The sequence below is a fragment of the Daejeonella sp. genome, assembly GCF_030684675.1.
GTDB lineage: Bacteria > Bacteroidota > Bacteroidia > Sphingobacteriales > Sphingobacteriaceae > Daejeonella.
Genome location: NZ_JAUXXZ010000076.1, coordinates 123,387 through 138,761, shown reverse-complemented (window position 1 = coordinate 138,761; position 15,375 = coordinate 123,387). Strand labels below are relative to the sequence as shown.

Here is a 15,375-nt window from a genome sequence, read left to right as displayed (position 1 = left end):
GGAGAATAAGAATAAAATGAGTACGCTGAATGCAGTTAGAAACAAGTTAATCCACCGGATTTTTGCATGTGTCAACAATAACCGACCCTATGAAAAAAATTATCAAAGATTAGTTGCATAGATCATAGAAATCGGGGTCGGTTGGATGCCTAATTTCAGGAGTAAAATCTCAATATATAGTAGGGTTAGATGGTCAGGACATAAGTATTTTTAGCAAAATTCTTATAAATGAAATATTCCTTAATAGTTGCTGACAAAAGAACTTCCGCCTCAGGTAAACTAAACCGGGGCGGCAGCGGTAGTTTTTTTGCGATCAGGATTTCTGCTTCTTACGATTTTTTATAGCAAAAAACTAAAGCAGAGCGCCGGACTGAAATAACGAAAGAACCACAACAGCACCTTTCCATAAATTTAAGTTTGTAAAATATTTTCAAAACCTTACACCTCAACAATGCCGCATCTATTGAAATAGTGCGAAAATAATTTCATCTATCAGGCTAATTTTGTACTTCGTATTCTAATGAAAATTGTTTTGAACCTTCAACCCTACCCTTTGAACCTCTCCTTCAAAAATTTGCCGGTATAAGAGTTTTTTTCTTTGATTAAGTCTTCAGGAATTCCTTCAAAAACAACCGTACCACCCTTTTCTCCTCCTTCGGGGCCAATATCAATCACCCAGTCGGCACATTTGATCACATCCATATTATGTTCAATAACAATAATGGTATTGCCCTGAACGATCAAAGCATCGAAAGACTTGAGCAATTTTTTTATGTCATGAAAGTGGAGACCTGTGGTCGGTTCATCAAAAATGAACAGGGTTTTGCTGCTGTTATTGCCTTTAACAAGGAAAGAGGCGAGCTTAATCCGCTGAGCTTCTCCTCCTGAGAGAGTATTGGAAGATTGACCCAGATGCACATATCCCAAACCCACATCTGCAAGAGGCTTGATCTTCGCAAGAATTTTTGGTTCATGATCAAAAAACTGAAGGGCCTCATCTATGGTCATGTCCAATACTTCGAAAACGTTCTTCTCTTTATAGGTCACATCGAGCACGTGCTGCTTAAATCGCTTTCCTTCACAGGCTTCACAAGGAAGGTAAATATCTGCCATGAACTGCATTTCAATTTTCACTTCACCTTCACCCTGACAAACATCACAACGTCCTCCTTCAACATTAAATGAAAAAGCAGAAGGCTTGAGTCCGCTGGCTTTTGCAAGGCCCTGAGAAGCAAATAGATTCCTGATCTCATCCCATGCCTTCACATAGGTCACCGGATTTGAGCGCGAAGAACGTCCTATCGGATTCTGATCCACAATCTCAACCTGTTCAATTTTATTGAAATCACCACCAATAGCGTCATAGGCTCCTGTTTGTTCTCCCGAATAATTACCGATCGCTTTCTGAACCGCAGGCTGTAATATTCGTTTAACCAGGGAGGTTTTTCCTGAACCTGACACCCCGGAAACAACGGTAAGTACATTCAAAGGGAATTTGACATCAACCTCTTTCAGGTTATTTTCACGGGCACCTTTAATTTCAATAAAATCACTCCATTTACGCCTCTGTGATGGTATGGCGATAGATTGTCTTCCACTGAGATACTGCCCGGTCAGACTTTGCTCATCTTTCAAAATTTCAGCAAAACTGCCTGTAAACACCAGGTTGCCGCCGTGTGTTCCTGCTTCAGGGCCAATATCAATGATATGATCGGCAGCATGCATGATCTCTTCCTCATGCTCTACTACCAGAACCGTATTTCCTACATCCCTTAATGAGCGCAAGACTTCAATAAGACGATGAGTATCCCTTGGGTGAAGACCAATACTCGGTTCATCGAGCACATAGACTGAACCAACCAGTGAGCTGCCTAAAGAAGTGGCCAGGTTAATCCGCTGGGATTCGCCTCCGGATAAGGTATTCGATAACCTGTTAAGCGTGAGATAGCTCAAACCAACATCATTCAAAAATTTGATACGATTTGTAATTTCCATTAATAAACGCTTTGCAATCTTTAGCTGTGTGGTATCCAGTTCCAGCCCCTGAAAGAATTCAAGAGCCTTATCCAATGGCATCAACACAATATCTGTAATTGAATGTCCGGCGATCTTGACATAAGATGCATCCTGACGAAGGCGGCTTCCCAAACATTCGGGACAATTTGTCTTTCCTCTATATCTGGAAAGCATCACCCTGTACTGAATTTTAAATGTTTGAGTTTCCAACTCCTTGAAGAAATCGTCAAGTCCGCTGAAATATTCGTTTCCTGTCCACAGCAATCGCTTTTGCTCAGTACTTAGTTGATTATAAGAACGATGAATCGGGAAATCGAATTTGAGAGCACTCTTAACCAGTTTGTTAAGCCATTCCCCCATTTTTTCACCTCTCCAGGGTGCAATTGCCCCATCATAAACAGATTTACTTTTGTCGGGAATTACCAGATCTTCATCAATTCCAATGATCTTACCGTAACCCTCACAACGCTTACATGCCCCGAAAGGATTATTAAAGCTGAAAAAATTGGGACTAGGTTCTTCAAAGCGCAATCCATCGAGCTCAAAACGATCGCAAAATAAATGCATACTACCCTTCACTTCCAGCAAGCAATCTCCCCTGCCTTCAAAAAATGCAGTCTGAACAGAATCCGCCAGACGGCTTAAAGTCTCCTCATCATCAGAAACTGATACCCTGTCGATAACAATTTTTATATCCACATCGGCACCTGATTGAGAATTCCCGCTTGATTGATCATCCAAAAGTTCTTCAATTTTCGACAAGTGATCATTAATCATCACACGGGTGAAGCCTTTCTGTAACAATACTGCCAATTCCTCCTTAAGTGATCGGTTATTGTGAGCATGCAGAGGGCATAAGACCGTTACTGAGGTTCCGGGCTCAAGGCCGGAAATAAAATTGATCACGTCAGTGACTGTGTCCTTTTTCACTTCTTTTCCTGAAACAGGAGAGACTGTCCGCCCTATTCGGGAAAACAACAACTTGAGGTAATCATAGATCTCAGTTGAAGTGCCAACCGTTGAACGGGGATTACTGGTAATTACCTTTTGCTCAATAGCAATCGCGGGAGCGATGCCTTTAATATAATCTACATCAGGCTTATTCATACGCCCCATAAACTGCCTCGCATAGGAGGAAAGGCTTTCTACATATCGTCGCTGACCTTCGGCATACAATGTATCGAAGGCCAATGAAGATTTACCTGATCCTGACATACCGGTAATGACCACCAATTTATTTTTAGGGATGGCCACATCAATATTCTTCAGATTATGGACACGTGCGCCCTTAATGATAATATACTTCTTAGGATCCTTTTCCGCCTCTTTGTTCATTCTAAAACTCCAAACTACTTTTTTTTCGTATATCTATTAAAAATACCTCAAATTCGGAATGCAAAAATACAGCTATATGAACTTATTATCGAGGGCGGATCAAATATTCTTTGATTTTGGCAAAATTTTTGCTTCATTTGAAAAAACTAACCAACACATTTTAAATCTTTGTAGGAGACCTGCTATCGAATAAACTCTACTTCAATATCTTTTGGGAATTTACATTAAGGAGAATTTAAAGTATGAGTGCTATAAATATTCAATCGATTAGCGATCAGGAGCTGGTAAATCAATATATCCATGGCCATGAGCCAAGTCTGGAAGAGCTCATTCGCAGGCATAAATCCAAAATATATACCTCCATTTATCTGCTCGTCAAAGATTCTTATCTGGCAGAGGATATATTTCAGGACACTTTCATTAAGGTTATCAATACACTGAAAGCCGGAAGGTATAATGAAGAAGGCAAGTTTTTGCCATGGGTGATCAGGATTGCCCATAACCTAGTGATCGATCATTTCAGGAAAGTGAAGCGTGCTCCTGGGGTAACTACAGTTGAAGGCTTCGATATTTTTGAGGTTATCAAGTTCTATGATGAAAGCACCGAAGACAAGATCATCCGTGAACAAACTTATCAGGATCTCAGGGGGCTAATCCACCATTTACCATCAGAACAAAAAGAAGTGCTGATTATGCGTCATTATGGTGATTTGAGTTTTAAGGAAATTTCAGACATCACCGGAGTAAGTATTAATACTGCCTTAGGCCGCATGCGATATGCACTGAACAATTTGCGCAAAATGATGCTAACCAGGGAATTAAGTTTGAAAAATAATTAAAAATATTTTCAGACCGACAAAACATTTCTGTTACAGCTACGTTTAAATCTAAAAAACACTCGCTTATGATAGAAACTTCTACCCCTGCAACAAATTCATTACCCAAAACAAAAGCTGAAAGCAGCTTAAATGCTGACGATCTTGGAGAGGATGAACAATCGTTCTACTCATCAATAAAATCAGATTTGAACACCTTAGCCAGAAATCCTGCTGAAAAAACGATCAGCAGTCTTTTGGATTATTCTAAATCATTGTAAGAATTTGAAAAAAAACCGGTCCTGGGGACCGGTTTTTTTTGTTTCATTAATGAAGTAAGATCAGCCAATCCATTTATATTTGTTCTGTGCTAATAAAAGACAGATATAAAGCTTTTGTAGAATATTTTTCATCTCATCAGCCTGAGGCAGAAACTGAACTGCTTTATGAAAACCCTTATCAGTTATTGGTTGCAGTCATATTATCTGCTCAATGTACAGATAAGCGGATAAACCAGGTAACACCAAAACTATTTGAGCGTTATCCGAATCCTGAAAGCTTATCTGAAGCTACACCTGAAGAAGTATTTAACTACATTCGCAGTGTAAGTTATCCGAACAATAAATCCAAACATCTTGTGGGCATGGCCCAAAAACTAGTCGCCGAGTTCAACAGTGTCGTTCCTTCAGATATTGATGATCTTCAAAAGATGCCTGGTGTAGGCCGGAAAACCGCAAATGTGATTGCATCCGTTATCTTCAATGCACCTGCTATGGCCGTAGATACTCATGTATTCAGGGTTTCCAATCGAATAGGATTAACCAGAAATGCAAAGACGCCATTGGCAGTGGAAAAACAATTGGTAAATTATCTACCCAAAGACAAAATTCATATTGCCCACCATTGGCTCATACTTCATGGACGTTATATATGTTTGGCAAGAAGCCCAAAATGTCAGAGTTGCCCTCTGACAGAAATTTGCAAATATTATCAGCAAAGTCAAACTGAAACCGCTCTCCAAAAAGTTGAGAAAGCACAATTGAAAAAGGCAAATGAGCTGAAAAAGAAAAGACTGGCTGACAAGACAGCCAAAGCCCTTAAAAAATTAAAAGCGATATAATTATTTACTATAATTTTTTGAGAGTTTAATTCAATATCTTGAATTTTGAGAGCTGCTAAAATAACATTTTGATAATATTTTTAGCATTCTAAAATATTTACTATAAATTTGAGGACATAAAACTAAAATAATGAGCAACGCAGATAAATTAAAAGCTTTACAGCTTACGCTGGATAAACTTGAAAAATCATACGGAAAAGGAACCGTCATGAAATTAGGCGATAATGCGGTAGAAGCAATAGAAGCGATTTCAACCGGTTCAATCAGCCTGGATATCGCCCTCGGTATTGGAGGATTACCAAAAGGCCGTGTGATAGAAATTTATGGTCCTGAATCTTCAGGTAAAACAACCCTGGCTATTCATGCCATTGCCGAGGCTCAGAAAAAAGGCGGCATAGCAGCATTTATTGATGCTGAGCATGCTTTTGATAAATTTTATGCAAGCAAGCTAGGGGTAGATATCGAAAATCTTTTGATCTCCCAACCCGATAATGGCGAGCAGGCCCTTGAGATTGCCGACAATCTGATTCGTTCAGGGGCTATAGATATTATCGTAATTGACTCAGTTGCTGCGCTTGTTCCAAAGGCAGAGATCGAAGGTGAAATGGGTGATTCCAAAATGGGCTTGCATGCACGCTTAATGTCGCAGGCTTTGCGGAAATTAACCGGTACCATCTCCAAAACAGGATGCTGCTGTATCTTCATCAACCAGTTAAGGGATAAGATAGGTGTTATGTTTGGAAGTCCGGAGACCACCACTGGTGGAAATGCCCTGAAATTTTATGCTTCGGTACGTTTAGACATCCGCAGAATTTCACAGATAAAAGATACTGATGAGGTTTCAGGAAACAGGGTTAAGGTTAAGGTTGTAAAAAACAAACTTGCTCCGCCTTTCCGAATTGCAGAATTTGACGTCATGTTTGGAGAAGGGATTTCCAAAGCAGGTGAAATCGTTGACCTGGGTGTTGATTTCGACATCATTAAGAAAGCAGGTTCATGGTTCAGCTACGGTGATACCAAGTTAGGCCAGGGCCGGGATGCGGTGAAGCAATTATTGTTAGACAATCCTGATCTGATGGACGAGCTCGAAGCCAAGATCAAGGCTAGCGTAACCGCCGATCATCTGGAAGAAAAAAGATAAACAAAAAAATCCCGCTTAAAATGAGCGGGATTTTTTTTGCTAAAAAGTATTTTCTAATTCTGCAATCAGTAGTGTCCGGGGAAAAGTTTTTATTAAGGTTTAGCCCGGCAGCAGAATTGAAACTCTTGCCATATTTAGGAAAGAGGGTATTTTCTTAATGATTGTTTATTTTAATCTCGGGTATAGAAGTATCGCTCAATAGGGCCCGCCTTTAGGCGGGTTGTAATCGGCGTGATTCAATTTGGGCTTCAGCCCCACATATAGCAGGTTAGAAAATAACGTAAACCGGTGCTTCAGCGCCGACAACATTTAATCGGGCTGAAGCCCGGAATATCCCCCTTGTATACCCCGCTTAAAAGCGGGGCCTATTGAGCGAGTGCGTTAACAGCGGGGTTTGCTTTTTGAAATCAGGAAATAAAATCGTTTACGATACTTTTTAAAAGGATATTTTTAAACATTTTATTTTTACCGGACAACAATGATTCCTTAATTGATGATAGACCACAAGAGTATTCAATCTTACCATGGATAAAGAAAATAAAAATTCAGGGCATAGCAATTTTGATAAACCATCATAAGATGTTCAATATCAGAATATAAGCAAACAGAAATTTACATATCCTTAAAGGTAGTTCCTGCAGCCAGAGCAATAAAACCAATTAATAATAAAGTATAGTTATGCTCAGTCAGAAACGGGACATCAGTGTAATGACCGACTATTCCTAAAATTCCACATATTAATCCAATGATCCAGGTTATTTGCTTTGGAGCCGAAGGTGCTTTCATAATACTTTTTTTTTAGAATTGTTGAGTAGAGTTTTGAGTGGTTTAGTAAATATATCATTTAAAATCAGATACATGTGATTTTAAATGATATGCTTTCATAATGTTCCTTCCTAAATTATAAGAAATAAAAGTAGGCTTCAACCCTTTGATAAATCTGGAGATTCTCAGTTCATTTCATATCAAATCGCTTGATCACCTCTTTCTCCAGCCATTCCCTATGCATAGGGTGAGCAATAGCGATCAGCGCCATCGCCCGCTGTCTCAAATTCTTTCCAAAAAGATAGGCAACACCATATTCTGTCACAACGTAATGAACATGTGCCCGTGTGGTAACTACCCCCGCCCCTTCTTTCAAAAATGGAACTATCTTGGATTCACCGGTTTTTGTGGTAGAAGGCAGGGCAATGATTGGCTTCCCCCCATCCGATAATGCAGCCCCCCTCATAAAATCTATTTGTCCACCTACCCCTGAATACTGATAAGTGCCGATTGAATCGGCACATACCTGACCAGTTAGGTCAATCTCTATTGCAGAATTAATAGAAACTGCTTTGGGATTCGCACGAATCACCTTGGTATCATTCACATAATCAATCTCAAGAAATACTACCTGGGGATTATCATCGACAAAATCATATAATTTTCGGGTACCAATCGCAAAACCCGTAACAATCTTTCCATGATGCTTTTTCTTGAATTTATTGGTAATAACACCATTTTCTACAAGAGAAATGACACCATCTGAAAACATTTCAGTATGAATTCCGAGATCTTTATGATCTTTAAGACATGAAAGAACAGCATCAGGTATTGCACCAATACCCATTTGGAGAGTTGACCTGTCTTCAATCAATTCAGCGCAAAATCTGCCTATAGTCATGGCTGTCTCATCAACCCTGTTTCCATAATTCACTTCCGGTAAGGCTTCATCAACACTAACAAGAGTATGTATTTCACTGATATGAATGATTCCATCCCCATGAGTTCTGGGCATTTGTTTATTTACCTGTGCAATAATATGTTTTGCGTTTTTAACCGCTGATCGGGCAATGTCTACTGAAGTTCCAAGTGAACAGAAACCATGTTTATCAGGTTCTGATACATGAATGAGTGCAATATCCAAAGCAAGAATACCTTTATCGAATAAAATAGGTATCTCGCTCAGAAACACAGGAATATAATCACCATTTGTCCCGTTGACGATCTGCCTGACATTTTGAGAAACAAATAGTGAATTCATGAAAAAACTAGCTCCGAAATCAGGATTGTTAAACAGATCATCGCCCAGAGTAGTAATGCTCACTAATTCAACATTCCTTAATTCTCCACTTCTGGAGAAAAGCGCCCTTAACAGGCTCATGGGTGTTGAGGCACTTCCATGCACAAAAACCCGCTGTCCACTTTTTATTTCTTTGACAGCATTTTCAGCTGTGCTATAATTAACTACCATTTTTATACTTTCAGACTATTTTAATTATTTCTGGAAGTTAATCAATCCAGCTTTAAATCTTGAAATACAATAAAATATAAAGCAAATTGATCAGTACGACGAGTCCAATTGGTGGTTTGAAAAAACAATCTTATAGTGGAATAATTAAAGGGGATAAGTTTACACAAAATGGGGAAAATAGTACTCAATTCTGCCTTTAAAGACTTCAGTATGAGCAATAATTTAAATCACTTTAAATTAAAATTACTTAATGATGTACGAAATATTATTAAACACGGGTTAAAATGAGATTAATTAATCAAATGTCATATAAATCAGTTTGCTAAGGCATAGATATTGAGTTTATTAAAGCTGATGCGAAAGAAGAACTACTATTTATTCATTTTTTTAATTGTCTTTTCGGCGATCAAGGTTTTTTCTCAAAAACCGAAGTTCAACCTGAGCAAGCTAAATAGTACCAACGACATTTCACAGCACACCATTCTGAGCATTCATAAAGATAAGTTTGGCTTCATTTGGTTCGGCACACAAGATGGCCTGAACCAATATGATGGGTTTAAGTTTGACGTCTACAAGTACTCCGATAATAATAAGCATTCCCTCCCTTCAAACTATATCCAAACGATCAGCGAAGATAAAGATGGTAATCTCTGGCTTGGTACAAGAACCCAGGGCATCAGTAAATTCAGGAGATCTGACCGAACTTTTATTAATTACAGGCATGATTCAAAAGTAAAAGAATCATTAAGCAGCAATAAAATCAATCAGGTCTTAGTTGATAAAAATGGAAATCTTTGGGTAGCTACCAATAAGGGTCTAAATCTGTTTGACAGCAAAACAGAAAGGTTTCAGCACTTCTTTCATAATTCATCAGATAAAAACTCGCTGAGCAGTTCAAATATTATTTCAATTTATAAGGATTCGGAGAATAATTTATGGGTTGGAACAGATAATGGGTTGAATCTTCTTAATTCAGATACCGGAAAATGGACCAGGTTTTCTGATAAACGTTCCGGGCATCTAAACAATAATTTTATAAACACTATTATTGAGGACAATCAAAAGCAATTATGGGCAGGAAGTTACGAAGGCCTGAATCTGATAAATAAACATACTGGAGAATTTACTTATTTCGCCATCGATCCGGAAAAAAACTCTTCTTACAAGATCAATCCTGTATTTACGCTTGCTATCGGAATTCAAAATAAGTTATGGATAGGATCAAACACGACACTTCAATTATTTGACACTGAACTTAAAAAGAAAATAAGTATTGGGGATAATCAACAAATACAGAGTTTAATTCCTGATGATGGTATTTACTCACTTTTAAATGATAATTCAGGCATTTTATGGGTAGGAACCTCAAGCCATGGGATTTTAAAATATGACAGAAATTTATCCTATTTCATGCCATTTAAATATTCTCCTGATAATACGCCCACTGCGAAAAACATAGTTAGAGGAATAGCCGAAGACAAAAAAGGAAACCTCTTTCTGGCTACGGATTCCGGCCTGGATTATTTTGACCGCTCGACCAGTACAATCCAAACTTATAAACACGATATAAATAAGTCTGGTAGCCTGGCAAGTGATTATACCAGCCAGGTTTTAGTAAACAAAGCCAATACAGGTGTTTGGGTTGGTACAGCATCTAACGGACTGGATTATCTTGATCTGAAGACCAGGAAATTCAAGCACTATAAAGCTGGAAAAGGGGACTATACAATCAGTAATAATGGAGTATATGCTTTACTGGAGGACAAAAAAGGCAGGATTTGGATTGGTACTGATGGTGGTGGTATAAATGTTTACGATCCTTCAAGCAAAAAATTTACAAAATACACTCACGATGATAACAATCCGGCAACAATAGCTGATAACAGCATACAATATCTGTTTGAAGATAAAGGAGGCAGGATTTGGATATCAGGTTATAGTAACGGGCTGAGTATTTTTGATCCGGAGAAACAAAGCTTTTCCCATTTAAACACTTCAAATAGTGGGATAAGCAGTAATATTATCAGTACTATATTTGAAGACAGAAAAGGTAATATGTGGATTGGTACTATGGAAAGAGGTCTCAACCAGTATAATCCAAAATCAGGGGCCTTTAAATCCTATAATGAAGATAATGGTCTGATTAATAATACCATCAATTTTGTCGCTGAAGATAATTTGGGTTTTATCTGGATCAGCACAAACAGCGGTATTGTTCGTTTTGACCCTGAAAAGGGAATGTACCGAAATTTCGGAAAACATAATGGCTTGAAAAGTCAGGAGTTCAATATGGCTTCAGGTGTAAAATTAAAGAGTGGAGAAATAGCATTAGGAAACATTAACGGGTTTAATATTATCGACCCAGCCGGCCTTAATTTGAATAAAAATAAACCAAAAGTCGTTCTTACTTCTCTGGAAATACTAAATAAAGTTGTACCTATCGGGGTAGATAATTCTCCATTAAAAGAAAGCTTGCTCATTGCAGATGAAATTACACTTGAACACTCGCAATCTGTTTTTACATTATCATTTGCAGCGCTCGACTTCTCAGTTCCAGAGAATAATAATTATGCTTATAAACTTGAAGGATTTGATAAGGACTGGAATTATGTAGGAAAAGAACGAAAAGCGACTTACACGAATCTGGACCCCGGAACTTACATATTCAGGGTAATTGCTTCCAATAATCAAAATATCTGGAATACAGAAGGAGTGAGTTTACGAATCAATATTACTCCCCCCTTCTGGATGACCTGGTGGTTCAGAATGTTTGTTATTTTGCTATTAATCGGATTAGTATATCTGCTCTTCTGGTTCAAAATGAGAACAGTACGAAAGCAGAAAGCAGAATTAGAAATACTTGTTAATGAAAGAACCTCACAAATATTAAAGCAGACTAATGATGTTGAGAATCTAAACCAGGAACTTCAGAAACAAACGAAGATTCTGCTGAAGCAAAAGAATCAGGAATATAATGCACGTTTGCTTGCTGAGGAAATGAAAAAAGAAGCTGAACGGGCTAATCGTGCTAAAAGCACATTTTTAGCAACGATGAGCCATGAAATAAGGACTCCAATGAATGGTGTACTTGGAATGGCTACGCTGCTTTCTGAAACAAGGCTCAATCATGAACAGCTTGAATATACAAAAGCCATTAAACAAAGTGGAGAGTCATTATTGAGTATTATTAATGACGTACTTGATTTCTCAAAAATTGAATCCGGAAACATTGAACTGCATGAACATAGTTTCACTCTCGAAAAATGTATTAACGACGTATTCAGCTTATTTCAGCCAGGTATAAGAAATGATAGGGTTATCATGCGATACAAGATTGATGATAATGTTCCTAAATATATTATCGGGGATAGTTTACGAATTCGTCAAATCTTAATTAATCTGGTAGGAAATGCTGTTAAGTTTACAGAATCAGGAGAAATAACCGTTCATGTTCGCGAAATTAATTCTGAAACTGAAAGTATCAGGCAACTTGAATTTATGGTAAGTGATACTGGTATTGGAATTCCCGAAGAGCAACATTCAAATTTATTTAAGGCTTTTCATCAATTGGATTCGTCTATCACCAGGCAACATGGAGGTACAGGGCTGGGATTGGTTATATGTCAGCGCCTTATTAAAATGATGGGTGGTACAATTCAAATAGACAGCAGTAGAGGCGCTGGAACAAGGGTAAGCTTTACCCTGAATTATAAAGTTGGAGAAAGCAAAGAAAATGAGCAGGCAGCCAGCTTAAAAGAAACAGAAAGGATATTAAATGAAAGTGATAAGTTGATCAGTTCTCATTTCGCATCCAAACACCCTTTTAATATTCTTGTTGCTGAGGACAATCAAATGAATCAAAGAGTTATCCTCAGGGTTTTGAAGAATCTTGGATATGCCCCGGATCTTGCAAATGACGGATTAGAGGCTTTGCAGATGATGAAACTTAAACATTATGACCTGATATTGATGGATATACAGATGCCAAATGTAGATGGTCTGGAAGGGGCTAGAATGATAAGAAAATTATATGGAAAGACCCCGGCAATCCTTGCATTAACTGCAAATTCAGCTAATGAAGATCGTGAGGCGTGTTTAAATGCCGGAATGAATGAGTTCCTTACAAAACCGATTGATGTAAAATTACTTATCCATCAACTTCAGGAAATTTACAGAAATAAAATGCAGAAGGTATCCGCCTAATTATCTGATTTCTTTTAAATTCGAAGCACGAAGCAGGTTTTCAGATACCTGACATTTATATGAGAACAATCTTATTAGCCCTCGCGCTGATCCTTCTTATTTTCATAGCAAATGCTCAGGAAAACAGAGCAATCATTACCGGAAAGATCATAGATTCTAATGGTTTTGGTCTACCTCAGGTACAAGTAATTCTGGAAGGGACAAATCAGGGAACATTTACGGATGAAAGTGGCCATTTTTTATTAAAGGTAGAATCGGGTAAGTATATAATGATCATAAAATCAATTGGTTATATTACCGAAAGACGTCCCATAATTCTAATTTCCGGTGAAACTTCCAACCTGTCTTTAAGTCTTTTAAAAGACATCTATGCACTGCAGGAGGTAATTGTTTCAGGTTTAAAGGTAAAAAGTGCTACCGCAACAAAAACCCTGATGGAATTGCAGGATATCCCTCAATCTATATTGGTTTTAGGACAAAAAACGATTAAACAGCAAGCTGTATTTGATCTGAGTACCCTGAGCAGAAATATAAGCGGTCTTAACTTCACGGGAAACTATAGTGGTGCAGGTTCTTCTCAATTTTTCAATGCCCGGGGATTTGATCTGAATGATTCACAAAATTATCGGCTTAATGGAATTATGATTTGGAATCTGGGCAATAATTACTCTGACAATATTGAGCAGGTAGAATTTCTTAAGGGACCGTCTTCTATCCTATTCGGAGATGCAACACCCGGAGGAGTAATCAATTTCGTGACAAAAAAACCGCTCCCGGAATTCATGACTGAATTGAGTTTCAAAACAGGCTCATGGGGGTTAATTAGACCCTCACTGGATATTACCGGGCCGCTTAACAAAGGAAAATCACTTAGATATCGTTTGAATACCAGCTTTGAACAAATGAATAGCTTTAGGGATTTGGTTTCATCAAAGCGCTCATTTATCGCTCCTACGTTAAGCTGGGATATCAATACTAAACTGTCATTAAGCTTAGAAACAGTTTTTAAAACATCGGAAGCTGTTGATGATGCTGGATTAGTTTCACAGGATGGTACAATCAGCGGACTGAAAAATTTAAGGCCGGATTTATACCTCGGGGATCCCGGCAGAAAATACCTCTACAGTGATCAGACCGGTTTTTTAACGGCAAAATATGATCTCGGTAAAACATGGAAGATCAAAGGATCAGCCTTTTATGGCCTAACCAGGAACCGGCCTTTTGGATTATGGTTTGACCAGCCTGATAATCAGGGAAATTTTGCCAGAAGAGCATATGGCTATCATCAGCGTTCGGGCAACGGATCAGCATCTATTGAAGCTAATGGAGAGTTTTATACCGGAACCATTAAACATAACCTGTTAATTGGTGCTGAATACCAATCCACAAGGTACCGATATACCAATGAAGGGGCGCTAAGTCTTCTTGACACCAGTAATTTGCTTAAACCCATAGTCAATAACATACCTGCACCATCGCCAGCAGAAAAACCATACAGGCCTTATGTTTCACAAATTACCAGGAGTGGTATTTATCTTCAGGATCAATTGATGCTTTTAAAGAATAAACTTCATCTTTCAGCAGGTATTAGAGCAGGTAAAACCAGTCAGGGTAACCATTATTTTCAAAATCTGCTTGGAGGCACCAGTTTTGAGGGATATAAGGATAATATCATAAGCAAAAACGTAATTAGCCCAAGACTTGGCCTGGTTTATAAAACAAACCAATGGACCTCGATATATGGCTCATGGTCAGAAGGGTATGAGATAAATTCTCCTGATATTTTTGCGCAAAATTTTCTGAAATATGCCAGTCCGCCTGCAACTATCAGCAATCAACTGGAGTTTGGAATCAAATCCAATATTTTTAAGCATAAACTGGGATTAAGTCTGAGTGTCTTTGAAATCAATAAGCGCAATCCTTATGGCTATGTTTATCTGGATCCGGTTAATCCCAATTACGACGAATATGATGTTTACTATGAGGGGCATCACCGAAGCCGGGGATTGGAAGCTGATATAGATGGTAAACTCTCTTCATCAATTACATTGACAGCCGGAGCAGCCTTTAATATTACCAGCGTGATTAATGATCCGGGTTATCCGTCTGGAAATTTACTACCAAATGCTCCTAAATACAGCTCAAACGTTTGGTTAAATTATGAGTCTCAAAAAATACTGAAGGGTTTAACTGCCGGTGCAGGTTGGTTTTATAAAGACAAGTTTTATTCAAGTATTGCCAATGACCCTAAGCTGCTTATTCCGGCAGGATATACGATGGATCTTGCACTGGGTTATAAATACAAAAAGCTGGGTGCTCAATTAAATGTGATGAACTTTACAAACCGGGTCAATTATCTTAATCCCTGGCAATTTAATCTATTTGAAGTGAGACCATTACGGCAGTTTGTATTCACCTTAAACTATCAGATTCAGGAGAAAAAAAGGGAATAAAGCAATTGAATTTCGCCAGGAAACAATTGAGTTAAATTGAGGCAATCATCTTTAAG

General features: G+C 38.2%; 9 protein-coding genes. 6 read left to right on the top strand and 3 right to left on the bottom strand.

Annotated features, from left to right (window positions below):
• Nucleotides 1–546: 546 nt before the first annotated feature.
• Nucleotides 547–3,351: an excinuclease ABC subunit UvrA gene (gene uvrA / locus Q8M41_RS16195; protein WP_305366337.1), complete on the bottom strand. Its 2,805-nt coding sequence runs from the start codon at nucleotides 3,349–3,351 to the stop codon at nucleotides 547–549.
• A 242-nt stretch (nucleotides 3,352–3,593) separates the two neighbouring features.
• Here uvrA and Q8M41_RS16190 point away from each other — a divergent pair, with 242 nt between their 5' ends.
• From Q8M41_RS16190 to recA, 4 genes are all read left to right on the top strand, one after another.
• The gene (locus Q8M41_RS16190; RefSeq protein ID WP_305366336.1) at nucleotides 3,594–4,190 is read left to right on the top strand and encodes an RNA polymerase sigma factor; all 597 of its coding nucleotides are present in this window, start codon (nucleotides 3,594–3,596) and stop codon (nucleotides 4,188–4,190) included.
• Between the two features lie 65 nt (nucleotides 4,191–4,255).
• Nucleotides 4,256–4,447 (top strand): hypothetical protein, encoded by a 192-nt coding sequence (locus Q8M41_RS16185; protein ID WP_305366335.1) that lies wholly within the window; start codon nucleotides 4,256–4,258, stop codon nucleotides 4,445–4,447.
• An 86-nt stretch (nucleotides 4,448–4,533) separates the two neighbouring features.
• On the top strand, nucleotides 4,534–5,286 hold the full coding sequence (nth, locus tag Q8M41_RS16180) for an endonuclease III (protein ID WP_305366334.1): 753 nt from the start codon (nucleotides 4,534–4,536) through the stop codon (nucleotides 5,284–5,286).
• 130 nt (nucleotides 5,287–5,416) lie between these two features.
• The gene (gene recA, locus Q8M41_RS16175; protein ID WP_305366333.1) at nucleotides 5,417–6,427 is read left to right on the top strand and encodes a recombinase RecA; all 1,011 of its coding nucleotides are present in this window, start codon (nucleotides 5,417–5,419) and stop codon (nucleotides 6,425–6,427) included.
• Nucleotides 6,428–7,039: 612 nt separating this feature from the next.
• On the opposite strand, the gene Q8M41_RS16170 is transcribed toward recA, so the two are convergent.
• Entirely contained in the window at nucleotides 7,040–7,213 is a 174-nt protein-coding gene (locus tag Q8M41_RS16170) for a hypothetical protein (RefSeq protein WP_305366332.1), read from the bottom strand.
• A gap of 169 nt (nucleotides 7,214–7,382) precedes the next feature.
• Nucleotides 7,383–8,663 (bottom strand): acetyl-CoA hydrolase/transferase family protein, encoded by a 1,281-nt coding sequence (locus Q8M41_RS16165; RefSeq protein WP_305366331.1) that lies wholly within the window; start codon nucleotides 8,661–8,663, stop codon nucleotides 7,383–7,385.
• A gap of 354 nt (nucleotides 8,664–9,017) precedes the next feature.
• Between Q8M41_RS16165 and Q8M41_RS16160 the strand changes: the two genes are divergently transcribed.
• Nucleotides 9,018–12,866, top strand: a complete 3,849-nt coding sequence (locus Q8M41_RS16160) for a hybrid sensor histidine kinase/response regulator (protein ID WP_305366330.1) — start codon at nucleotides 9,018–9,020, stop codon at nucleotides 12,864–12,866.
• 59 nt (nucleotides 12,867–12,925) lie between these two features.
• Nucleotides 12,926–15,319, top strand: a complete 2,394-nt coding sequence (locus Q8M41_RS16155) for a TonB-dependent receptor (RefSeq protein ID WP_305366329.1) — start codon at nucleotides 12,926–12,928, stop codon at nucleotides 15,317–15,319.
• Nucleotides 15,320–15,375: the final 56 nt, after the last annotated feature.

Bases quoted from the DNA above. Each gene is read 5' to 3' on its own strand.
- uvrA (WP_305366337.1), bottom strand. From the start codon at position 3,351: ATGAACAAAGAGGCGGAAAAGGATCCTAAGAAGTATATTATCATTAAG.
- Q8M41_RS16190 (WP_305366336.1), top strand. From the start codon at position 3,594: ATGAGTGCTATAAATATTCAATCGATTAGCGATCAGGAGCTGGTAAAT.
- Q8M41_RS16185 (WP_305366335.1), top strand. From the start codon at position 4,256: ATGATAGAAACTTCTACCCCTGCAACAAATTCATTACCCAAAACAAAA.
- recA (WP_305366333.1), top strand. From the start codon at position 5,417: ATGAGCAACGCAGATAAATTAAAAGCTTTACAGCTTACGCTGGATAAA.
- Q8M41_RS16170 (WP_305366332.1), bottom strand. From the start codon at position 7,213: ATGAAAGCACCTTCGGCTCCAAAGCAAATAACCTGGATCATTGGATTA.
- Q8M41_RS16165 (WP_305366331.1), bottom strand. From the start codon at position 8,663: ATGGTAGTTAATTATAGCACAGCTGAAAATGCTGTCAAAGAAATAAAA.
- Q8M41_RS16160 (WP_305366330.1), top strand. From the start codon at position 9,018: ATGCGAAAGAAGAACTACTATTTATTCATTTTTTTAATTGTCTTTTCG.
- Q8M41_RS16155 (WP_305366329.1), top strand. From the start codon at position 12,926: ATGAGAACAATCTTATTAGCCCTCGCGCTGATCCTTCTTATTTTCATA.